The 21,985-nt window shown below is 41.3% G+C and carries 21 protein-coding genes and 1 riboswitch; of the genes, 1 reads left to right on the forward strand and 20 read right to left on the reverse strand.

Going from position 1 to position 21,985, the window contains the following annotated elements; all coding sequences use genetic code 11:
- Window positions 1–49 precede the first annotated feature (49 nt).
- From guaC to purC, 12 genes are all read right to left on the reverse strand, one after another.
- Window positions 50–1,027 carry a GMP reductase gene (guaC, locus tag CUS89_RS10695; RefSeq protein WP_104872120.1) on the reverse strand — a complete coding sequence of 326 codons (978 nt, stop codon included), beginning with the start codon at window positions 1,025–1,027 and terminating at the stop codon, window positions 50–52.
- Between the two features lie 238 nt (window positions 1,028–1,265).
- A complete protein-coding gene (locus CUS89_RS10700; protein WP_104872121.1) occupies window positions 1,266–2,387 on the reverse strand; it encodes a hypothetical protein in 1,122 nt (373 codons plus the stop codon).
- 106 nt (window positions 2,388–2,493) lie between these two features.
- Complete coding sequence (locus CUS89_RS10705; RefSeq protein ID WP_104872122.1) at window positions 2,494–3,408, reverse strand: aldo/keto reductase; 915 nt, start codon at window positions 3,406–3,408, stop codon at window positions 2,494–2,496.
- A 118-nt stretch (window positions 3,409–3,526) separates the two neighbouring features.
- A complete protein-coding gene (purD, locus tag CUS89_RS10710; protein ID WP_104872123.1) occupies window positions 3,527–4,792 on the reverse strand; it encodes a phosphoribosylamine--glycine ligase in 1,266 nt (421 codons plus the stop codon).
- 15 nt (window positions 4,793–4,807) lie between these two features.
- On the reverse strand, window positions 4,808–6,340 hold the full coding sequence (gene purH, locus CUS89_RS10715) for a bifunctional phosphoribosylaminoimidazolecarboxamide formyltransferase/IMP cyclohydrolase (protein ID WP_104872124.1): 1,533 nt from the start codon (window positions 6,338–6,340) through the stop codon (window positions 4,808–4,810).
- On the reverse strand, window positions 6,337–6,915 hold the full coding sequence (gene purN / locus CUS89_RS10720) for a phosphoribosylglycinamide formyltransferase (RefSeq protein ID WP_104872125.1): 579 nt from the start codon (window positions 6,913–6,915) through the stop codon (window positions 6,337–6,339). Before purN ends, purH begins: the two co-directional genes overlap by 4 nt.
- Window positions 6,912–7,955 carry a phosphoribosylformylglycinamidine cyclo-ligase gene (gene purM, locus CUS89_RS10725; protein WP_104872126.1) on the reverse strand — a complete coding sequence of 348 codons (1,044 nt, stop codon included), beginning with the start codon at window positions 7,953–7,955 and terminating at the stop codon, window positions 6,912–6,914. The genes purN and purM overlap by 4 nt, the downstream gene beginning before the upstream one ends.
- A gap of 40 nt (window positions 7,956–7,995) precedes the next feature.
- A complete protein-coding gene (purF, locus tag CUS89_RS10730; RefSeq protein WP_104872127.1) occupies window positions 7,996–9,435 on the reverse strand; it encodes an amidophosphoribosyltransferase in 1,440 nt (479 codons plus the stop codon).
- Window positions 9,420–11,642, reverse strand: coding sequence for a phosphoribosylformylglycinamidine synthase subunit PurL (gene purL / locus CUS89_RS10735; protein ID WP_104872128.1), 2,223 nt, complete (start codon window positions 11,640–11,642; stop codon window positions 9,420–9,422). Before purL ends, purF begins: the two co-directional genes overlap by 16 nt.
- Window positions 11,643–12,317, reverse strand: coding sequence for a phosphoribosylformylglycinamidine synthase subunit PurQ (purQ, locus tag CUS89_RS10740; RefSeq protein ID WP_104872129.1), 675 nt, complete (start codon window positions 12,315–12,317; stop codon window positions 11,643–11,645). It abuts the gene before it with no gap.
- A 1-nt stretch (window position 12,318) separates the two neighbouring features.
- The gene (gene purS / locus CUS89_RS10745) at window positions 12,319–12,573 is read right to left on the reverse strand and encodes a phosphoribosylformylglycinamidine synthase subunit PurS (protein ID WP_065096816.1); all 255 of its coding nucleotides are present in this window, start codon (window positions 12,571–12,573) and stop codon (window positions 12,319–12,321) included.
- Between the two features lie 3 nt (window positions 12,574–12,576).
- Window positions 12,577–13,308, reverse strand: coding sequence for a phosphoribosylaminoimidazolesuccinocarboxamide synthase (gene purC, locus CUS89_RS10750; protein ID WP_104872130.1), 732 nt, complete (start codon window positions 13,306–13,308; stop codon window positions 12,577–12,579).
- A gap of 257 nt (window positions 13,309–13,565) precedes the next feature.
- Between purC and CUS89_RS10755 the strand changes: the two genes are divergently transcribed.
- Entirely contained in the window at window positions 13,566–13,943 is a 378-nt protein-coding gene (locus CUS89_RS10755; RefSeq protein ID WP_104872131.1) for a hypothetical protein, read from the forward strand.
- A gap of 142 nt (window positions 13,944–14,085) precedes the next feature.
- On the opposite strand, the gene purB is transcribed toward CUS89_RS10755, so the two are convergent.
- The 8 genes from purB to CUS89_RS10795 form a co-directional block, all read right to left on the reverse strand.
- Window positions 14,086–15,381, reverse strand: coding sequence for an adenylosuccinate lyase (purB, locus tag CUS89_RS10760; protein WP_104872132.1), 1,296 nt, complete (start codon window positions 15,379–15,381; stop codon window positions 14,086–14,088).
- A 13-nt stretch (window positions 15,382–15,394) separates the two neighbouring features.
- Window positions 15,395–16,519 (reverse strand): 5-(carboxyamino)imidazole ribonucleotide synthase, encoded by a 1,125-nt coding sequence (gene purK / locus CUS89_RS10765; RefSeq protein WP_179948054.1) that lies wholly within the window; start codon window positions 16,517–16,519, stop codon window positions 15,395–15,397.
- Window positions 16,512–17,000 (reverse strand): 5-(carboxyamino)imidazole ribonucleotide mutase, encoded by a 489-nt coding sequence (gene purE, locus CUS89_RS10770; RefSeq protein ID WP_065096818.1) that lies wholly within the window; start codon window positions 16,998–17,000, stop codon window positions 16,512–16,514. Before purE ends, purK begins: the two co-directional genes overlap by 8 nt.
- 435 nt (window positions 17,001–17,435) lie before the next feature.
- Entirely contained in the window at window positions 17,436–18,740 is a 1,305-nt protein-coding gene (locus CUS89_RS10775) for a nucleobase:cation symporter-2 family protein (RefSeq protein ID WP_065096819.1), read from the reverse strand.
- A gap of 2 nt (window positions 18,741–18,742) precedes the next feature.
- The gene (locus CUS89_RS10780) at window positions 18,743–19,324 is read right to left on the reverse strand and encodes a xanthine phosphoribosyltransferase (protein ID WP_104872133.1); all 582 of its coding nucleotides are present in this window, start codon (window positions 19,322–19,324) and stop codon (window positions 18,743–18,745) included.
- An 86-nt stretch (window positions 19,325–19,410) separates the two neighbouring features.
- Window positions 19,411–19,508: riboswitch (purine riboswitch) on the reverse strand.
- Between the two features lie 345 nt (window positions 19,509–19,853).
- Window positions 19,854–20,531, reverse strand: coding sequence for a hydrolase (locus CUS89_RS10785; RefSeq protein ID WP_104872134.1), 678 nt, complete (start codon window positions 20,529–20,531; stop codon window positions 19,854–19,856).
- Between the two features lie 24 nt (window positions 20,532–20,555).
- A complete protein-coding gene (locus CUS89_RS10790) occupies window positions 20,556–21,170 on the reverse strand; it encodes a glycoside hydrolase family 73 protein (protein WP_065096821.1) in 615 nt (204 codons plus the stop codon).
- Window positions 21,171–21,179: 9 nt separating this feature from the next.
- Window positions 21,180–21,980 (reverse strand): M15 family metallopeptidase, encoded by an 801-nt coding sequence (locus tag CUS89_RS10795; protein WP_065096822.1) that lies wholly within the window; start codon window positions 21,978–21,980, stop codon window positions 21,180–21,182.
- Between the last annotated feature and the right edge of the window lie 5 nt (window positions 21,981–21,985).

Genomic DNA, 21,985 nt, shown 5'->3' on the forward strand with positions numbered 1-21,985 from the left:
CTTATTTCTCGAGGCTGAACACTTCTGTCCCGACCTCTTTTACTTCAAATTAAATCGTATCTCCATTGAAAATCGAGTTTTTGACGATGACGTAATCAACTTTACGAATTGATTCTAAGTCACGGCCACCAGCATAAGAAATCGAAGATTGTAAGTCTTGTTGCATTTCAACTAACGTGTCTTTTAGAGATCCTTTGTGTTGGATCCAAATTTTCTTACCTTCGACATTTTTCTTTTCGCCTTTTTGGAATTCAGATGCCGAACCAAAATATTCTTTGTAAACGACACCGTTCTCTACTTTTGTTTCGCCTGGTGATTCTTCGTGTCCTGCAAACAATGAACCGATCATCACCATCGTCGCGCCAAAACGTACTGATTTCGCCACATCTCCAGGCGTGCGGATGCCACCGTCAGCAATGATAGGTTTGCGGGCAGCTTTCGCGCACCATCTTAGTGCCGCTAATTGCCAGCCACCAGTACCAAAACCAGTTTTGATTTTTGTGATACATACTTTTCCTGGGCCAATGCCGACTTTCGTTGCATCTGCTCCAGCGTTTTCTAATTCTCGAACGGCTTCTGGTGTCCCAACGTTCCCTGCAATGACAAACGTATCTGGTAAATGCTTTTTGATATGCTGGATCATCGCAATCACAGCATTTGAATGTCCATGGGCAATATCAATTGTAATATAATCTGGCACAAGCGATTTTTCTGCCAATTCTTCTACAAAAGTATACTCGTCCTTTTTCACGCCTACACTAATAGAAGAAATTAAATTTCTTGCTTTCATTTTTTCGATAAAGGGGATTCGTGTTTCTTCTTCAAAACGATGCATGATATAGAAATAACCATTTTCAGCTAAAAATTCCGCAATCGTTTCATCGATGATCGTTTGCATATTTGCTGGTACAACCGGCATTTTAAATGTATGTGAACCTAAAGTCACAGTTGTATCACATTCTGAACGGCTGTTTAAGATACATTTATTAGGAATCAGTTGAATATCTTCGTAATCAAATACTTTCATCATATCGTCCTCTCGATTTTATATTCGTAAAAAACACGAACATTATCTACTTTTTACGTGCTTATTTTTAGCACCTCAAGTAATTTAACGTAATTCCAATAAAAAATCAAGCTTTTTTTCATAAAAAAGTTGCATTTTAACTTTAATTAAGTTTTCTTGCGTAAAAAAGCGAACATCTTGAAATGTTCGCTTTTTACTATTTTACTTTACACTTTTGTTTGAAGCATCACAATATATTCTAACGACTTTTTTCATGGTTACTTGTTGTCGGACGATTTTGTTGGAAATCTCCCGCCATTTTTTTCGCACGTTTCGTACGATCTGCGAAAGAGCCTTTCGCTTTCAACTGAGATACTTGTTGTACTTTTTTATCGGTTTCTACGATTTTGTGCACATCAACCGTTCTTAGCACTTCTGCGCCCAAACTTCGTGTATAGTCGATTGCTGACAGTAACTTAGGAGTATAGTAATCTTTACCTACTGCTTTTAGATCCGCTAACGCCTGCCCACGCTCATAACCCAATTTTTTCAGCGTCTTGCTACCATTGACATACTGTTCTTTATCATTGATTTGTTTTCTGGTTTCAAAGAGTTCTCCCTCTTTTTTATGTAGACGGATCAGACTGTCTGCGTAATTCAACATACTTGAATGTAAGGAGTCGATCGAATTAACGATTGGGGCTGCCACATGTTCAATTGAATGATGAGATTTCAAGGCTCTTTTAAACTCTCTTCGATAATCGGGATTTTCTAAATCAATACTATTCTTTATTACTTCTTGTGTTAAGCCATTTAGTTTGTTTTTCCATTTGTTCGATTCGTTGTGCAGGTCTTTAAATTCAGATGTCAAACGGTCTTTTCTTGTTTGAAGTGTCTTTTTACTTAGATTTAGATCGACCGGTTCTGGAATTTTTGCCTCACCCACCGTAAAAGTGAAATTTGGGCCATGGAAGGAACTGGTTTTTGAAATCAACTCATGGAACATTTTTGGATAAAATTGTTCATTGCGTTTTTCAAGCATGATTCTTGCTGAATTCTCCTGATAACCGATTCTTTCGAATGTTTTGCTTGGTTTATTGATTCCACCATGTAGTTTTGAACGAATCGCACGGATATGCTGTTCCATTTTTTCCATTCTCATGGCATTTGCCACCCACGTTCTCACCTTGTCATCATAAGTGTTGACTCGGTCAACGAGGTTTTTGGCTTGTCTTTCATTAGCTGGGAAGTTATTCAATAAGTTATTTTGCTCTTTGTTGATCTCATTGTATAGTTTTTGTTGTGTTTTATGTAATGAACTAAAATCGGTGTATAAGTAGTCTCTCTCATTTTGTAATAATTTCTTTAGGTGCTTATCCATTGATTCTCCTCTTTTCTTCGATGCTACTCATCGTTTTTTCTTTTTTGTAAAAACCGACCCTCTTTCTCATACAAAAACAGAGAGCCGGTTAAGGATATCTTATGTTTTATGGCAAAATATTGCCAGCAGCACGATACAATGCATACCAATCTTCTCGTGTCATATCGATCGTAGATGCTTTCGCGATTTCTTCAATTCTTGTCAGATTCATCGTTCCAGCAATCACCTGCATAGTTGCAGGATGACGCAAGATCCACGCTGAAGCTAAGCCGGTTGGTGTCGTCTGGTATTTTTCTGCCAGTTCGTCTAACGACTGATTCAATTCAGGAAATTTTTCATTCCCAATGAACACACCTTCAAAGAAACCATATTGATAAGGAGACCACGCTTGGATCGTCATCTCATGTAAACGAGAATAATCTAAGATACTGCCATCATGGTCAATACTTGCTTGGTCCGTCATGTTCACATGGATTCCCTGATCGATCATTTCGGAATGTTTAAGACCAAATTGTAATTGGTTCGCCAGTAATGGTTGGTTCACATATTTTTTCAATAACTCGATCTGCATTGGCTTTTGATTGCTCACGCCAAAGAAACGAACCTTACCAGATTGTTCCAACTCATCAAACGCCTCAGCTACTTCTTCTGGTTCAACTAGCGTGTCCGGACGGTGAAGTAACAACGCATCAACATAATCCATATTTAATCGACGCAAGCTATCTTCAACTGATTGAATGATGTGTTTTTTTGAGAAATCAAACATCTTTCCTGGTACGATCCCGCATTTCGTTTGGATAAATAAATCATCCCGTTTTAGCGAAGTTTTTGCTAACGCTTGAGCAAAAATCGTTTCACAGTCCCCACCACCGTAAATATCCGCATGGTCAAAAAAGTTGATGCCATTTTCAAAAGCTGTTTCAATCACTTTTTCAGGTTGCTCAGAACCATTCAAACGCATACAGCCTAAAATGACTGAGGATACGAGCTGGTCAGAAGTACCTAAACGAATCTTTTTCATCAAATCTCATCCTTTCTTACCAACTCGATTTTACCATAACCACCATGAAAAGGCTTCAAAAAAAATAAAACTATTTTTCCTTTTCGGCAAAAAATAGTTTTATTTCTTTATATGCCTTTTACTTTTGTACCAAGGCTTTTGAGCCGATATCTCTCCGATAGAATGTATGATCAGTATTCTTGACTTTTAAAACAGAGTATATTTTTTCTTGTGCTTCTTCGATCGTTTGACCGCTTGCTTCCACCAGGTAAATTCGACCACCTGCTGCTACTAATTCTTTTTCTTGTTCCTTCACTCCAGCATAATAAACTGAAACTTCTCGATCAGCTGAAAAATCCGGAAGTAAGGCGCCTTTTTGGTAATTTTCCGGATAGCCTTCCGCAGCAACGACTACGCCCAAGTGATAGCCTTCTGTTTCCCATGTCAACTCAACCGACTTTCCTGTTAGTAGGCGGTCAATGATTTCAGCTAAATCACTTTTGAGTCGCGGCAAAACGACTTGTGTTTCCGGGTCACCAAACCGAGCATTGAACTCGATGACTTTTGGACCGTCTGGTGTAGCAATCAAACCTGCATATAAAATACCAGTGAATGACCGTCCTATGTCTTTCATCCCTCGCACTGCTGGTTTCAACACACCTTCGACCGCTTGATCAACCATGGCTTGTGGAATTTGAGGTACCGGTGTATAGGCGCCCATTCCGCCAGTATTTGGACCTTGATCTCCATCATAGGCTCGCTTGTGATCCTGTGAGATCACCATGGGATAAACTTCTGTATCACGAACAAAAGCAAGCAAAGAGAACTCTTCTCCTGACAAGAACTCTTCCACGACGATTCGTTGTCCACTAACACCAAACCGATCATTTTCTAACATCTCTGAAGCGGCTGCGACAGCGACTTCCAGCGTTTCTGCCACAACCACACCTTTTCCAGCTGCTAATCCGTCTGCTTTGATAACGATTGGCGCACCTTTTGCTTCAATGTATTCCCTTGCTTCATCAAAACTTGTAAAAGTTTGTGACTCTGCGGTAGGAATACCTTGACGTGTCATGAGATCTTTGGCGAAACTCTTTGAACCTTCAATCAAAGCTGCGGCTTTTGTTGGACCAAAAATCGCTAGTCCAGCTGCTTGGAAATCATCAACGATCCCATTGAGTAGAGGGATCTCTGGACCTACAAATGTCCAAGTGATCCCTTCAGATCGAGCGAATTCGATCAATCCTTCATGATCCGTTTCAACAAGATCCACCAATCGAATCCCATCTTTTTTCATTCCTGCGTTTCCAGGTGCACAATACACCGCTTCGACTAACGGGCTAGCTGTAAGTTTTTTACTGATTGCATGTTCTCGTCCCCCCGAGCCAATCACTAAACATTTCATTTTATTCACTCCTTCTTAATGTCTAAAATGACGTACGCCGGTAAATACCATTGCGATACCATGCTTATTTGCCATATCGATCGATGCTTGATCTTTGATACTTCCTCCCGGCTGGATGATTGCTTTGATGCCATGCTTCGCAGCATATTCGACAGAATCATCCATCGGGAAGTAGGCATCACTAGAAAGAACTGCCGTTTCTGCTTTGTCTCCCGCTTGTTCGATGGCAAGCTTGACTGACCCTACACGATTCATTTGACCGGCACCGATACCGAGGGTTTGTTGTTGATTTGCCACGACGATTGCATTTGATTTGACGTGTTTGACCGCTTTCCAAGCAAAAACCATCGCTGCTTGCTCTTCTTTCGTGGGTTGACGATCGGTTACTACAGTCCAACTTTCTGGTTCTTCCATTGCATTATCATCTTGTTGGATCAGTAAACCTCCTAAGACAGAGACCATTTCGTTAGCATTTCCCTCCACGTTTGAGAAATCGACTTGCAACAAGCGGAGATTTTTCTTCGTTTTCAGTACAGCAAGTGCTTCTTCACTGTAACTAGGAGCGATAATGATTTCTAAAAACAATTGAGTCATTGCTTGTGCACTAACCAAATCGACTTCACGATTCAATACGATGATACCGCCAAAGATCGACACTGGATCAGCAGCGTAAGCAGCTTCCCACGCAGAGAAAATCGTCTCGCCACTTCCGATCCCACACGGATTCATATGTTTCAACGCAACGACAGTTGGTTCCGTGAACTCTCTCATAATGCGCAATGCGGCATCGGCATCGCGGATGTTGTTGAAAGAAAGTTCCTTGCCGTGCAATTGTACCGCACTTGCAATCGAATAACTCGTTGGTAAAGCCGCTTGATAAAATGCTGCTTCTTGATGGCTATTCTCACCATAGCGAAGGTCTTGTTTGCGCGTATAAGTAAGGGTTAGATTCTCAGGTTCTTTTTCACCCACAGCTTCTGTGAGATATTGACCGATCAATGCATCATAAGCAGCCGTATGGCGGAAAACTTTTGCTGCTAGCTTTCTACGTGTCTCAAGGGTGGTCTGACCTTCTTGCTGGATCTCTGCTAAGACGACCTCATAATCAAGTGGATCAACGATCGCCGTCACAAAAGCATGATTTTTCGCAGCACTTCGCAACATGCTCGGTCCACCGATATCAATATTTTCGATTGCGTCTGCTTCAGTGGTCTCTGGCTTCAAGATCGTTTCCTTGAAGGGATAAAGATTGACACAGACGACATCGATTGGTTGGATGGCTTCTTTTTCCATCGCTGCCATATGACTCTCGCTATCTCGACGTCCTAACAATCCTCCGTGGATTTTTGGATGTAAGGTTTTCACTCGGCCATCCATCATTTCAGGAAAACCAGTTACTTCATCGATGGAAATCGTTTCGATTCCCGCTTCTTCTAAAGCTGTTTTAGTTCCACCTGTGGAAATGATCTCTATACCGGCAGCACGCAGTCCTTTCGCAAAGTCAATGACCCCAGTTTTATCTGAAACACTTATTAACGCTCTTGTCATTTTTTTACATCTCCCATATTCACTATATTTGCAATTACTTCTGGAAAGATCCGATGTTCGATCTGATGGATTTTTTGTTCCAATGTAGCTAATGTATCTTCTTTTTCAATCATCACTTTCTCCTGACGAATGATTGGACCAGTATCCACACCACGATCGATATAATGGACAGTCACACCTGTTTCCTCCACACCTGCTTCAAAAGCATCGCGAATCCCATGAAGACCGGGAAAATTCGGTAATAATGAAGGATGGATATTGATCATTTTATTTTCATAAGCTGACAGTAAGCCTTCGCCAACGATTCGCATATAACCAGCTAATACGATCAAATCGATTTCTCGGGTCGCTAATTCTTCAAGGATCGCTTGCTCATACTCTGTTTTTGAAGCAAACTCTTTCGGCGAAAAGCAAGTAACAGCAACTTGCGCTTTTTTTGCCCGTTGCAAAACATAGGCTTGCGGCTGATCACAAAATAACCACTCGATTGTCGCAGAAAGTCGGTTCTTTTTAAAATAATCGACCAACGCTTGGAAGTTACTGCCATTTCCTGAAGCAAAGACAGCAATTCTCATTTTTTTCCCTCTGCGATCACGACTTTTTGCTCCTCAAACGGTACGACTTGTCCGATTTGATAAACTTCTTCGCCGGATTTGCGGATCTGATCAATGATTTCACTCGCATTTTCAGGAGCAACTGCAATGACCATTCCAATGCCCATGTTAAAGATCTCATACATTTCATGTGCAGGGATTTCACCATATTTTTGTAAACAATCGAAGATCGGTAAAACTGGCCAAGTGCCTAACTCGATGTTGGCAGCCACATTTTCTGGTAACATCCTTGGAATATTTTCGATGAATCCACCACCTGTAATATGTGCCGCACCTTTGATTTTCTCTTCTTTGATTAGTGGTAATAACGTCGCAACATAGATTTTTGTTGGTTCGAGCAATACATCTGCCAAGGGTGCATCCAACCCTTCGATCGTTTCTTCTAATGAAAATCCTTGCTGTTCTAAAAAGATTTTACGAACCAAAGAATAGCCATTTGAATGGATACCGCTAGAAGGTAAACCTAACAAGATATCACCTGTTGTGATCGATTGACCAGTGATCAATTGTGCTTTTTCCGCGATTCCTACCGCAAAACCTGCCAGATCATAATCATCCCCTTGGTACATACCTGGCATTTCTGCTGTCTCTCCACCGATCAATGCCATGTTTGCTGAAACACAGCCAGTGGCAACGCCTGCTACGACTTTTTCTAGACGTTCTGGATCATTTTTACCTGTTGCCAAATAATCTAAAAAGTATAACGGTTCTGCACCTTGTGCCAAAATATCATTGACACACATCGCGACACAATCGATACCGATCGTTTCATGGCGATCTGCGGCAATAGCTACAGCTAACTTAGTACCCACACCGTCTGTTCCGGAAACTAAGACAGGTTCTTTTAATTGGAAACCACTAAGATCAAAGCAGCCACCAAAGCCGCCTAATGTGCCCATCACACCGATTCTTTCTGTTTTCTTCACATGTTTTTTGATACGATCCACGACTTCATAGCCCGCTTCTACGTCCACACCTGCTTTTGCATAAGCATTACCCATTTGATTGCTTGCTCCCTTCGTTTGCTCCCGTTTGCTCCGGTTAAAAAAATGATAATTTTTCTTTTAAAGATTCTTGGTATTTTTCTTCGTAATCATAAAGCGGTGTCGGATAATCACCGTTGAAATACGCCATACATAAGCCTGAATAAGGGGCATCTTTTTGCAGACCGATTGCTCCAATCAAGCCTTCTTCACTTAAGAAATCCAACGAATCTGCGCCGATACATTCTCTGATCTCTTCGATTGAATGATTCGCTGCGATCAGTTCTTTTCTCGTTTGGATGTCGATCCCGTAAAAACATGGATATTTCAATGGTGGCGATGCGATCCGCACATGGACTTCCCTTGCTCCAGCTTCTTTCAATAAGTTGACGATTCTTCGACTAGTGGTGCCACGAACGATCGAATCATCGACCATAATGATTTTTTTCCCTTCCACAACACCCCGAACCGCTGAAAGTTTCATCCGCACTCCTTGTTCTCTTAATTCTGGGGTTGGTTGGATGAACGTACGTGCAACGTATTGATTTTTCACCAAGCCGATTTCATAAGGGATACCACTTGCTTCAGCATAGCCGCTGGCTGCTGACAACGAGGAGTTGGGCACACCAACGACCATATCCGCTTCGATCGGCGCTTCAAGTGCTAAACGTCTTCCCATATTTTTACGTGCCGTATGAACATTGATCCCTGCAATATCAGAATCCGGACGTGCAAAATAAATATATTCCATGGAACAGATCGTCAGTTGAGTATCTGTCGTGTATTGTTCGATCGTATACCCTTCATCATTGATGATCACGATTTCTCCTGGCAAGACATCGCGTACGAAACGCGCACCGATTCCTTCCAACGCACAAGTTTCAGAAGTAATGACATATGCGCCATTTTTCATTTGACCGATGGCTAAGGGACGAAAACCATTAGGGTCTAGTGCCGCCACCATTGCGTCTTCTGTCAATAATAAGTAGGCAAATCCGCCCTTTACCTCAGCTAAGGCTTCTTTTAATCTATCTAAGAATGTTTCTTCGTCACTGCGACGGATCAGATGCATCAAGATCTCTGTATCTGAATTGGAATGAAAGATCGCACCATCTTTTTCTAAAGAGGTCCGCAAAGAGCGAGCATTGGTCAGATTGCCGTTATGAGCCAACCCGATCGATTGATCGTAGAACTTGAATAAAAAAGGTTGGATATTATCCACACTGCCATTGCCAGCGGTGGCATAGCGAACGTGACCGATTGCGGCTTGTCCAGATAAAGAAGCTAGTTTTCTTGGATCTTTGAAGACCTCAGAAAGCAACCCAAGATCACGGTGACCATATAATTTCCCATCGTCATTCGATACGATACCAGCGCCTTCTTGCCCACGATGCTGCAAACTATGCAAACCAAAATAAGTGACGTTAGCGGCTTGAGGGTGTCCCCAGACGCCGAACACTCCACATTCTTCATTGATACTTCTTACTTCATAAGACATTCGATTGCTTCCTCCCAAGACTGTTTCGCAGAAGCGACTGCCAAGTCAATGCTTCCATCACTTGCTTGTACCACTAATTGTTTTTCTTCCGTCACGTGACCAAGAAATGTCACACGATCACCAGCTAGTTTTTCAAATGCTTGTTGGTTTTCTCTTGTTACTGATACGACAAAACGTGATTGTGTTTCAGAAAACAGTTGAGCAACTGGCAGATCAACTGTCGTTGATACACCAAATCCATTTGTAAACGCTGATTCAGCGATAGCTACCGCTAACCCACCTTCTGCACAGTCATGCGCACTTTGGATCAGTCCAGCTTTGATTGCTTCTAACATCAAGGTCTGGTTTTCTTTTTCGGTAGTTAGATCAAAATGTTCCATCATTCCTTCGATTCTACCTAGCTGTAGCTTTTGTAATTCACTACCGTTAAAGTCTGCAAATGTCTGGCCGATCACATAGATCAAATCTCCCGCTTGTTTGAACTCTTGGGTAGTGATATGTTCGTGCGCTTCGATCAATCCGACCATACCAATCATCGGCGTTGGGTAGATCGCTTGCCCATCGGTTTCGTTGTATAAAGAAACATTCCCTGAGATCACAGGCGTTTCCAATACTTCACAGGCTTTGGCAATCCCATCAGCTGAGTATGCTAACTCCCAGAATACTTCTGGTTTATCTGGAGAACCATAGTTCAAACAATCCGTGATGGCTAATGGTTGCCCACCACTCGCGACGATGTTTCGTGCTGCTTCTGCAACAGCGATCTGGCCGCCAACTTCTGGATCTAGATAAATATAACGAGCATTACAATCCGTCGTCATCGCTAACGCTTTCTTTGTGCCACGAATACGCAAGACTGCGGCATCACTACCCGGAGCAACGACTGTATTCGTTTGGACACGAGAATCGTAAGTTTCATAGATCGAACGTTTTGAGGCAATCGTTGGTTGTTGCAATAAATCTAGCAACACGTTATTTGGGTCATCGATCACTGGTTGATATTGCCCTAATTCATGGAATTTTGCCATGCGTTCAGGTTCAACCATCTCTTTATGGTAAACAGGTGCATCTTCTGCTAAGGCATCTACCGGAAGATTGGCTACTTCTTTTCCATGATGATACAAACGGTACTGCCCATCATCCGTTACTTTTCCGATCGTTACCGCGTCTAAATCGTATTTTTGGAATAGCTCTTGGACACGTGCTTCTGAACCTGCCTTCACACAGATCAACATCCGTTCTTGCGATTCAGATAACATCATTTCATAAGGCGTCATCTGTGATTCACGCTGTGGGACATCATCCAAGGTCAATACCAAACCAGAGCCTGCTTTTGAAGCCATTTCTGAACTAGATGAAACAAGTCCTGCCGCACCCATATCTTGGATACCGACCAGAATATCTGCGTGGTCCAAAATCAATTCTAAACAAGCTTCTAACAATAATTTTTCCATAAAAGGATCGCCCACTTGCACAGCTGAACGTTGTTGTTCTTCTTCTTGACTAAACTCTTCGGAAGCAAATGTCGCACCGTGGATACCATCACGACCGGTTTTAGCACCCACATACATGATTGAATTGCCCACACCTGATGCTTGTCCTTTTTGGATATCTTTATGATCGATCAGCCCAACACACATGGCATTTACCAATGGATTTCCTTCGTAACAAGGATCAAAGGCGATCTCACCACCAACCGTCGGTACGCCGATACAATTACCGTACCCTCCGATACCGGCAACAACTTCTTCTAAAAGATATTTTGTGCGAGGATTATCTAATTCGCCAAAACGCAGGGAATCGAGTAAAGCAATTGGACGTGCGCCCATGCTGAAAATATCGCGAATAATGCCCCCAACACCAGTTGCTGCGCCTTCATAAGGTTCGACTGCCGAAGGATGATTGTGACTTTCTGCTTTAAAGACTACTGCTTGTCCGTCTCCAATATCGACGATCCCCGCCCCTTCACCAGGTCCTTGTAAGACATTCGGCCCACTTGTTGGGAATTTTTTTAAGATTGGCTTCGAGTTTTTGTAAGAACAATGTTCACTCCACATGACTGAGAACAGACCAGTCTCTGTATAATTAGGCATTCTACCTAAGATGTCTTCTTCGATCATCCGGTATTCTTCATCCGTCAGTCCCCATTGCGTGTAAATCTTTTGTTCTTTGATTTCTAATGCAGTTGGCTCCATCATCGTTTTCATTTATGCAGTCACCTTTCCGAAATTCTTCAATAGCGAAGCAAAGAAACGTTTGCCATCTTCTGAGCCAAGCAATGCTTCCATTGCTCGTTCTGGGTGAGGCATCATCCCTAGCACATTTCCAGCTTTATTTGTAATCCCTGCAATGTTAGCCACACTGCCGTTGATATTTTCTCCCTCGTATGTAAACACGATTTGGTTGTTGTCGATCAGTTCTTGAAGTGTCTCTTCATCGCAAAAATAATTGCCTTCACCGTGTGCCACCGGCAACTGGATCACTTCATTTTCGCCGTACTCTGAAGTGAAGGATGTTTGGTTATTGACTTTCAGTTGAGCTGATTTACAGATAAAACGCAGTGAATCATTTCTTCTTAATACACCTGGTAATAATCCAGCCTCCGTCAACACTTGGAATCCGTTACACGTACCAAAAACAGGTTTTCCTTCTTCAGCAAAACGGATCACTTCATCCATGATCGTTGAAAAACGAGCAATCGCCCCACAACGTAAATAATCGCCATACGAAAAGCCGCCAGGGATCAATACTCCGTCATACCCTTTAAGAGAAGTTTCATCATAACGAACATAGTCTGCTTCTGCGCCCATCACATCACGGATCGCCCAAAGCAAGTCCGCATCGCAATTTGATCCAGGAAAAACAATCACGGCAAATTTCATGCTAAACTTCCTCCATTTTGTTGATTTCATAACGATACGTTTCCATATTGACATTTGCTAATAAGCGATCACAAATCGCTTCGATCGTTGCTTCTACTTCTTCTTCACTTGCTGAGACTTGGATCTCAAAATATTTCCCGATCCGAATGTCTTCAATGGTATCGTAGCCTAAACGATGAACCGCATTTTTAACTGCCTCTCCTTGTGGGTCTAATACTGAGTCCTTATATGTTACGTACACTTTTACAAAATACATGATTTATTCTCCTTTATTTTCGATTGATAATTGATTTAAACGATCAAGTACTTCTTGATAGACAGGAAGAATATCGCCGATCTTTCGTCGATAGACATCTTTATCCATATGTTTATTAGTGGCAACATCCCACAAACGACAAGTATCTGGGGAGATTTCATCTGCTAATTCGATTTCTCCTGTATCCGTTCGACCAAATTCCACTTTGAAATCGACTAATTGTAAATCGATTTTTTTGAATAGTTCGGTCAGCTGCTCATTGATGAGTAAAGCTTGTTTTTTTAGTTCGGCTATCTCTTCCGAAGTTGCTAACTCTAAGAAAGCAATATGGGCATCATTGATGAACGGGTCATCTAATTCATCTTTTTTGTAGTAAAATTCAACGATTGGTGTCGGTAATGCTTGTCCTTCTTTTACTCCTAGACGTTTTGAAAAACTTCCAGCTGAAATATTTCTCACGACTACTTCTAAAGGAATGATCGACCGTTTTTTAATCAATTGTTCGGTTTTTGATAATTTCTCAAGAAAATGATTTTTGATTCCTTGGTTTGCTAAGTATTCAAAAATGGCACTTGTGATTTGATTGTTCAATTCTGCTTTTCCTTGCATTTGGTCTTTCATTCCACCATTGAGGGCAGTCACTTGATCTAGATACTCCACCCACAAGACAGTTTCATCATTCGTGTTAAACATTCTTTTTGCTTTTCCTTCATAGAGCAAATTCTGTTTTTCCATGTCTACGACTCCTTGTTTTATTAACGTTGTTTTATCAGCACACATTATTTGTTCGTCTTTTCACTTTAAATTTTACCAAGGGTCAAGAAGCAAATCAACATAAAAGTGTACATTTGAATCATTAAAAACATTTAATGTTCGTCTTTAGTACTTTTATTAAGAATAGTTGTTCTTCGTTAAGAAGCGTTTACACTTTTATTGATTGGTGATATAGTAGATTTAAAGAAAACAGTTAGAGGTTTCAAGGAGGTAACTAAATGGAAGATCCAAGTACGTCTGCCCAACGCTTTTTACTCGATTTATCTGTTGAAGAAAAATCACGTTTGTATAATGATCTGCTTGCTATCAAAAATGTTGATGCCTGCATGAAGGATCGAAGCTTTTATACCTTTAGAAAACTACGTCGTGCAGCAAAACGACAATCGGAGTGTCGAAAACGAACATTCCATTATTTGACACAAAATAACCATGAATTAGTGATCAAACAGATCCACGAGCAAAAGTTGTTCAAGCATCATTATCGTTTACGCGTGACGTTCGATCAGCAAGAGTTCGGCTACACATTTGTCGAAACATTATTGAATCTTCTACATTCACAACATTTCAATTTGGGTCAGCAAATGGCTTATGCTTAGACCAAAAAGAACATCCCTCAGAAAATCGATCTGAAGGATGTTCTTTTTTTCTTGAATTTTAAAAAAATAGTTTTAGTGAATGATCGTTCGTCTTTCATAAAATGTCGCTATAGTTTTTAACAGACATTATTAGCTGAACGGTTTATGCTAAACCGACACGTTCAAATATGACATCCACATTTTTCATATGGTGGTTGTAATCAAATGCTTCTGCGATTTCTTCTGGTGTCAAAACAGAAGTGATTGCTTCGTCTTCTTCAAGTAACGGACGGAAGGACACTTGGTTATCCCAAGCATATGCCGTCTTAGGTTGAACAAGATCATAAGCTTCTTCTCTGGTCATGCCTTTATCGATCAATTTCAACATGACACGTTGACTATAGATCAAGCCAAAGGTTGCATCCATGTTGCGTTTCATGTTTTCTGGGAACACCGTTAGATTTTTGACGATATTACCGAAACGGTTCAACATGTAATCAAGTAGGATCGTTGTATCAGGTAGAATGATCCGCTCTGCAGAAGAATGGGAGATATCTCTTTCGTGCCACAAGGAAACATTCTCATAAGCCGTGATCATATGCCCACGGATCACTCGTGCTAAGCCAGCCATATTTTCTGAACCGATCGGGTTACGTTTATGTGGCATAGCAGATGAGCCCTTTTGTCCTTTGGCAAAAAATTCTTCAACTTCTCGTGTTTCAGATTTTTGAAGTCCACGGATCTCAGTAGCAAAACGTTCGATACTTGTCGCGATCAATGACATCGTTGCAAAATATTCGGCATGTAGATCGCGTGGCAAGACTTGCGTCGATACTTCTTGCGCACGGATACCTAATTTTTCGCAGACATATTCTTCAATGAACGGAGGAATATTCGCAAATGTACCAACCGCACCAGAGATTTTCCCAGCTTCTACGCCTTTTGCTGCATGTTCAAAACGTTCGATGTTACGTTTCATCTCAGAGTACCAAGTAGCTAACTTCAGTCCAAAGGTCGTTGGCTCAGCATGTACACCATGCGTACGTCCCATCATGACTGTATACTTATGTTCTTTTGCTTTTTCACCAATGATCGCTGTGAAGCGTTTCAAATCTTCACGCAAAATATCATTGGCTTGTTTGATTTGGTACCCATAAGCTGTGTCAACCACATCTGTACTTGTTAACCCATAATGGACCCATTTGCTTTCATCGCCAAGTGTTTCTGAAACCGCTCGAGTAAAAGCAACGACATCATGGCGCGTCGATTGCTCGATCTCTAAGATACGAGCGATATCAAAAGACGCATGTTCACGAATTTTCGCTACATCTTCCTTAGGTATTTCTCCTAATTCTGCCCAAGCTTCATCTGCAAGTATTTCTACTTCTAACCATGCTTGATATTTATTTTGCTCTGTCCAAATATTGCCCATTTCAGGTCGTGTATAACGTTCTAACATCAACTATTCTCCTTTAGTCCCAAATATTCGTTTTTTCGATTTCTTTCAATGTCGACTCGATATCTTCTGTCAAAATCGTGATGTGTCCCATCTTACGACCTTTTTTCGCTTGTTTCTTGCCATAGAAATGGAATTTCCAATCTTGTTTTTTCGCAATCAAATTGTAACTTTCTAAGAGTTGCTCACCTAAAACGTTGACCATGACTGCGTCACTTAATAATGGTACTTTTTTAGGTAAAGGCCAACCGCAAATCCCACGGATATGTGCATCAAATTGCGTCATTCCACAGGCTTCTAAGGTGTAATGTCCTGAATTGTGTGGACGCGGTGCCAATTCATTCACATACAAGCCACCAGTCTTCGTCAAGAACATTTCAACGCCAAGTACACCCGACAAACTCACTGCTTCAGCGATCACTTTAGCAATTCTTTCTGCCTCTTCGATCACATCCGCTGAAACAGTCGCTGGAGCAATCGTTTCATGGAGAATATTATTACGGTGGATATTTTCAACAACTGGGAAGGTTGTATATTGGCCTTGCCCATTGCCTGCGACCATGATCGATAGTTCTTTTTCGAAGGGAATCCAAGCTTCTAATACGCAAGTTCCTTCTCTTAAAAGATCCATCGCAGGAGCTAAGTCCGCTCGACTCTTCAGTACATATTGCCCTTTACCGTCATATCCGCCTCGAGTTGTTTTCAAGACACAAGGATAACCGATACCGTCGATCGCATCTTGGATATCTGTCGGACTGACGATTGTTGCATGTGGAGCGATCACGATGTTATTTGTTTCTAAAAATGATTTCTCTAGTAGACGATCTTGCGTGATCGCCAACAAATCTGTTCCTTGGGGAATAAATGACATCGGCAAAATCGCATTCAACGCTTCCACACTGACATTCTCAAATTCGTAGGTGATAACCTCAGTTCGTCTTGCAAGTTCTTCTAAAGCAAATGTATCATCGTAGGAACTTTCAATGTGCCAGTCCGCTACTTGAGCAGCCGGACAATCATTCATCGGATCAAGTACACCGACTTTGAATCCCATTTCTTTTGCACTGATCGCCATCATGCGACCTAACTGTCCACCACCGACGATTCCGATCGTCGAGCCTGGTAATAATGGTTTAACCAAGTTGATCACTACTTTCTATTACAGATTCAACCGACATTGCGCGTCGTTTCGCTAATGCAGCCTCCAACTCTAAATCATACATTGAAAGCATCTGTATCGCAAGTAGACCGGCATTAATTGCGCCTGCTTTTCCAATCGCTGTCGTCGCCACAGGAACGCCACCTGGCATTTGGACAATGGATAGCAAAGAATCTAATCCATTCAATGTTCGGCTTTGTACAGGAACACCAATAACTGGTAGTGTCGTCTTTGCAGCAACCATTCCAGGTAAATGGGCCGCCCCCCCTGCACCTGCAATAATTACTTTTATACCTTTTTCTCGAGCTTCTTCTGCATACGAAAACATCAAATCCGGTGTTCGATGTGCTGAAACTACTTTCTTTTCAAAAGAAACGCCAAATTCTTCGATGATCTCGCATGCGTGTTTCATTGTGTCCCAATCCGAGATGCTCCCCATTATTACAGAAATTTTTGCAGCCATACGTTTCTCCTCTCGATTTGTATTCACTCATATTTTATCAATCGCCCCTCTGTAAATCAAGATAAATTCGAATGAAAAACAGATAAAAAGGTTTATTGTTCGTATTTTTTAAAATTGAATCTTGCTAGTTGAAATCAAGTTTTTTCCAATCCAAATCATTTGTTTTTTTAGTATATAACACTTTTTTCTTCATGCATCCAAAATGCAGGGTGAATCTGTCCATGACTATGCTACAAAAAATTCGTCTGGGACAGTCGTCTTCTCGCACCACCTAAAACTAAATAAACGCCGGGAAAAAGTAACCTCTTCGAAAATAAGGCGTCCTCCACAAAAATTTGAAAAACAATTTTCGTGGAGGACGCCTTATTTCTCGAGGCTAAACACTTCTGTCCTGACCTCATTCATTACTCGCTCTTTTTTGTGAAGTGATCTATATTATTTCAATGCTTCTTTAATGATTCTCTCGTCTTGTTTCAATCCATTAAAAACTAAGTTCAAAACGATTGCTGTGATACTGCTCATAACGATCCCGTTTCCTGTAAACATTTGAACCGTTTCAGGCAACTGGCTGAAGAGTTCGGGCATCAAATTGAAGCCTAAACCAAAACCGATCGACACTGCAGCAATCAGTAAATTTTTGTCATTTGTAAAATCCACTTCTAACAACATCCGAATTCCTTGGATCGCCACCATCCCAAACATGACCAACATACCGCCACCAAGGACTGGTTCAGGAATGATCTGAGCAACTGCACCGATTTTAGGGAATAAACCCAAGATGATCAGGAAGAAAGCAGAAAAGTAAATGGGTTTTCTCGTTTTGATCCCTGAAAGTTGTACCAACCCGACATTTTGCGAAAAGCCAGTATAAGGAAACGTGTTAAAAATACCACCTAAGATCACGGCTAAGCCCTCTGCTCGATAGCCCTTTTTCAGCTGCTCTTCGCCGACTTTTTGCCCAGTGATATCTCCTAAGGCAAAATAGACGCCTGTTGATTCAACCATGCTCACCATTGAAATGATGATCATCAATAAGATCGACCAGATTTCAAATGTCGGTTTTCCAAAGTAAAATGGTTGTGGCACGTGGAAAACGGGGGCTTGTCCAATCGCTCCTAAATCGATTCTACCTAAAAAGGCAGCTAAGACACTTCCTCCGATCAGACCGATCAAAACCGCAATGGATCGAATGAACCCTTTGCCTAATAATTGCACACCAACGATCAGTAGGATCGTGACAAACGCTAATAATAAATTCGTCAAATCACCAAAGCCAGGTGCAGTTGCACTACCGCCACCCATTTTTTCGATAGCTACAGGAATCAATGTCAATCCGATCACTGTAATCACAGTTCCAGTAACAATCGGCGGAAAAAGCTTTTTGATCTTTGAAAAGAAACCAGCAACTAGCACAACAAAAACCCCTGATGCGATGATCGAGCCATAGATCGCACCGACACCTTCTGTGCTACCGATCAAAATCAACGGTGCAACGGCTTGGATCGCACAACCTAAAACAACTGGTAAGCCGATCCCGAAAAAGCGATTGACAGTCAACTGCAAGAGGGTTGCTAACCCACACATGAAAATATCGATCGAGATAAGATAAGTCATTTGTTCTTGATTAAACCCTAAACCCGTACCAATCAATAACGGTACAGCAACTGCTCCCGCATACATCGCTAATAAATGCTGTAACCCTAAGACAGCTGCTTTTCCATTTTGTGTTTCTTTCTCCACGCTTACGCATCCTCCTCAAGAAATTCTACTTGGCCATTAGAAAGTGATGCCACACGAGCAAGTGAAACTACTTTTAAGCCCATTTCTTCAAGAAGTTGACGACCATCTTGGAATGATTTTTCAATGACGATCCCGATTCCCTCAACGCTAGCTCCTGCTTGTTGGCATAATTCGATCAACCCTTTTGCCGCTTGGCCATTCGCTAAAAAGTCATCAATGATCAATACTTTATCGTCAGAAGACAAGAATTTACGAGAAATCGATATCGTGCTTGTTACTTGTTTCGTAAAGGAATAGACGGAAGCCGTCAATAATTCTTCATCCATCGTCAAACTTTTGGCTTTTCTTGCAAAAATCATCGGTACACCTAGCTCTTTAGCTGCAAATAAAGCGGGGGCGATACCTGAAGCTTCAATCGTCACCACTTTAGTGATTCCTTGCTCTTTAAATACTTCCGCAAAACGTTGGCCCATTTGTTCCATCAACACTGGGTCTACCTGATGGGTAACAAAACTATCTACTTTCAACACGCCTTCACCCAAGACTTGTCCATCTTCATTGATACGTTCTACTAATTCTCTCACTTTATTTACTCCTTTTCTTACTAAATTCGTGCCACTCACAATAGAAAAAAAACATCTCTCCTGCTCGTATATAAGCAAAAAAGATGGATCACTACTTTTTTACTTATAGTCCAACATTTACGGTGCTGGCTAGAAACTGTCATCCTTATTATGACGATATATAAGTCGTTTGATTATTCTATTGGTAAAAAATTGTTTCCAACAAACAAAATGGCTTGTTTTTTAAATGATGAAAACAGTCTAACACTTGTTTCTGAAACTTACAATCATATTTCTTGTATTTCTCATGAAGGATTTATCTTAAACATAAGACCTCTTAGAATCATTATCAAAACAAAAAAATGAACAAGCGAATCGCTAGCTGGCAAAAAAATCTCTTCATAACCAAAGAACTTCACTACTTTCTTAAATGCCATTTTTGCCAATCGATCATCTCATCAAAAACAAGCTATCAACCACACAAAAATTGAAGACATTTTTGTGGATGATAGCTTGTGTCATACCGCATGAAACACTATATTTTCTAAATTTAATTGGTTTTCTCAATTTTTCGATATTTGTTCATTTTGCGACTGAATAACTCTCCGCTACTTGGTGGCGTGTAGGTGATCGCATTGGCGCCAGCTTCAATTGTTTCTTTGATGCTTTCTTCCGTTGGACCTCCAGTCGCAATGATCGGTAGTTCTGGATATTTCTCTCTGAAAAAGCGAACAGTGTCTGCTGTGTCTTTTCCCGCACTGATATTGATGATCGTAATGCCGGCTGCCAATTTCTCGTCGATTTCCGAGTATTTGGACGTTACTGTACTGATTACTGGAATATCAACAACTTGACAGACATCATGGACTGTCTCTACTGGTGTTGGACCATTCAATACTACGCCTAATGATCCTTGTGCTTCTGCAAAAAGGCTCATGTATGCCGAACGCATTCCTTGCGTCAAGCCGCCGCCGACACCTGAAAATACAGGGATATCCGCTGCTTCAATAATGCTTTTCGTAATCGCCGGATGGGGTGTAAAAGGATAAACTGCAATCACCGCATTTGCATTGGTGTTTCTAATGATTGCAATATCCGTAGTGAAGATAATCGAACGTATCAACTTGCCAAAAATTTTAATACCACTTGCTTCCATAATGACCTCTGGGACTCTCACGATATCCTTACGTAATTCTGTCATTATTTCTGGAACAAATAAATCTGCCATCCGTCCACTTCCGTTCTTTTCTGATTATTGATCGTATTGATTTAACTGGTAAGTTTCAATCACATGTATGATTTTATCAGCATATGTCGGATCTGTCGCATATCCTGCTGCCTGTAACGCATGAGCTGCTTCAATATAATTTGTCGCAGTGATCACATTCGCATACAGTGCAGGATTCCAATCGACACCATTGACAAATAAAGCCGTGTGGTCATCCATTGACTGTTCCCACGAAGAATAGACTCGAAAGTCTCCTTGGATGGTGATCCATTCTTCATTGATATATTCTTTTGTTTCCAGATTGACTTTTTCTTCGTTCCCAAACGCTTTGATCCCAAACAAGTTCTTATACTTACTGGCAAGCGTACTGTTGCCCCAATCAGATTCAAGAATGGCTTGCCCGATAATGATACTCGGCAAAACGCCATAGCCTTGTTGCAGTTCTTTCGCATGTGGAACTAATGCGTTGATAAATTCTTGATGAGACAATGTTTCTTGTTGCTGTGCTTCTGTAGAGTAGGGCGATGACAAACTTCTCAAAGAAAAAACAAAAGCCATCATGATCAACATACTCCCTAAAACTACAGCAAACCAGCGATTATTTTTACGCCTTTGTTTTTTCCATTTGTTTTTCGCCATCTTTTATTCCTACTTTTCTTTTAGTTGGTCCAAGTACTCCTCCATCGTTAAATCGTTTGATGTGATATATTCTGCACTTTCTTTGCCTACATAACGCAAATGCCAAGGTTCATAAGTGATTTTCGTAATATCTTCTCGACCTTTTGGATAGCGGATGATAAAGCCGTATTTAGAGGCATTGTCCGCCAGCCATTTCGCACCTGGTTCGTCGCCATATTTTTCATCCAATACAGTGTTAGGATAATTGTTGTACCATGTTTCATCGACCACGTCCACAGCTAAACCTGTATGATGCTCACTGTACCCTGGTTCTGTCATGGTTTTTTTCGTAATCGCAGTCGCCTCGTCTTCAGTGACACCCTGACTACTCATCACTTGTTGGACATTTTGAGCGAATACCTCTTGTTGTGTCGCAACCGATCGATACGCAGATACCATAACTAAAGGAAAGCCCGCAGCTTCAGCTGCTTTAGCCAGCTCTTCATAGTCAGCCTTGATACGTTTGTCGATCAAATAGCCATTATCGAGCGCAGCCAATTGGTTGGCTTCATCGATTTCTGTCTCGATCTTATGGTCAGGTCCCACCATTACAAGCGACCAATCATCCACCTTAACATCTGGCAAATCACTCGATGTTGCTTTATTTGTTGTTTTTTCTGTACTTTCTTCTGTCGCACTCGTCGTGTTCGTTTGTTCTGTCTTTGAATTATCAGCTTGGGCTTTCGTATCCGTCCGATTCTCACTAACAACTAGATAACCCATCGCAACAATCATGATCACGACTGAGATAACGCCTAAAATTTTATTCACGCAAA

This window comes from Enterococcus mundtii (assembly GCF_002947535.1).
In the GTDB taxonomy this organism is placed as follows: Bacteria; Bacillota; Bacilli; order Lactobacillales; family Enterococcaceae; genus Enterococcus_B; species Enterococcus_B mundtii_B.

Coding starts and splice junctions, on each gene's coding strand:
- guaC (WP_104872120.1), bottom strand. CDS start 1,027: ATGAAAGTATTTGATTACGAAGATATTCAACTGATTCCTAATAAATGT.
- CUS89_RS10700 (WP_104872121.1), bottom strand. CDS start 2,387: ATGGATAAGCACCTAAAGAAATTATTACAAAATGAGAGAGACTACTTA.
- CUS89_RS10705 (WP_104872122.1), bottom strand. CDS start 3,408: ATGAAAAAGATTCGTTTAGGTACTTCTGACCAGCTCGTATCCTCAGTC.
- purD (WP_104872123.1), bottom strand. CDS start 4,792: ATGAAATGTTTAGTGATTGGCTCGGGGGGACGAGAACATGCAATCAGT.
- purH (WP_104872124.1), bottom strand. CDS start 6,340: ATGACAAGAGCGTTAATAAGTGTTTCAGATAAAACTGGGGTCATTGAC.
- purN (WP_104872125.1), bottom strand. CDS start 6,915: ATGAGAATTGCTGTCTTTGCTTCAGGAAATGGCAGTAACTTCCAAGCG.
- purM (WP_104872126.1), bottom strand. CDS start 7,955: ATGGGTAATGCTTATGCAAAAGCAGGTGTGGACGTAGAAGCGGGCTAT.
- purF (WP_104872127.1), bottom strand. CDS start 9,435: ATGTCTTATGAAGTAAGAAGTATCAATGAAGAATGTGGAGTGTTCGGC.
- purL (WP_104872128.1), bottom strand. CDS start 11,642: ATGAAAACGATGATGGAGCCAACTGCATTAGAAATCAAAGAACAAAAG.
- purQ (WP_104872129.1), bottom strand. CDS start 12,317: ATGAAATTTGCCGTGATTGTTTTTCCTGGATCAAATTGCGATGCGGAC.
- purS (WP_065096816.1), bottom strand. CDS start 12,573: ATGTATTTTGTAAAAGTGTACGTAACATATAAGGACTCAGTATTAGAC.
- purC (WP_104872130.1), bottom strand. CDS start 13,308: ATGGAAAAACAGAATTTGCTCTATGAAGGAAAAGCAAAAAGAATGTTT.
- CUS89_RS10755 (WP_104872131.1), top strand. CDS start 13,566: ATGGAAGATCCAAGTACGTCTGCCCAACGCTTTTTACTCGATTTATCT.
- purB (WP_104872132.1), bottom strand. CDS start 15,381: ATGTTAGAACGTTATACACGACCTGAAATGGGCAATATTTGGACAGAG.
- purE (WP_065096818.1), bottom strand. CDS start 17,000: ATGGCTGCAAAAATTTCTGTAATAATGGGGAGCATCTCGGATTGGGAC.
- CUS89_RS10785 (WP_104872134.1), bottom strand. CDS start 20,531: ATGGCAGATTTATTTGTTCCAGAAATAATGACAGAATTACGTAAGGAT.
- CUS89_RS10790 (WP_065096821.1), bottom strand. CDS start 21,170: ATGGCGAAAAACAAATGGAAAAAACAAAGGCGTAAAAATAATCGCTGG.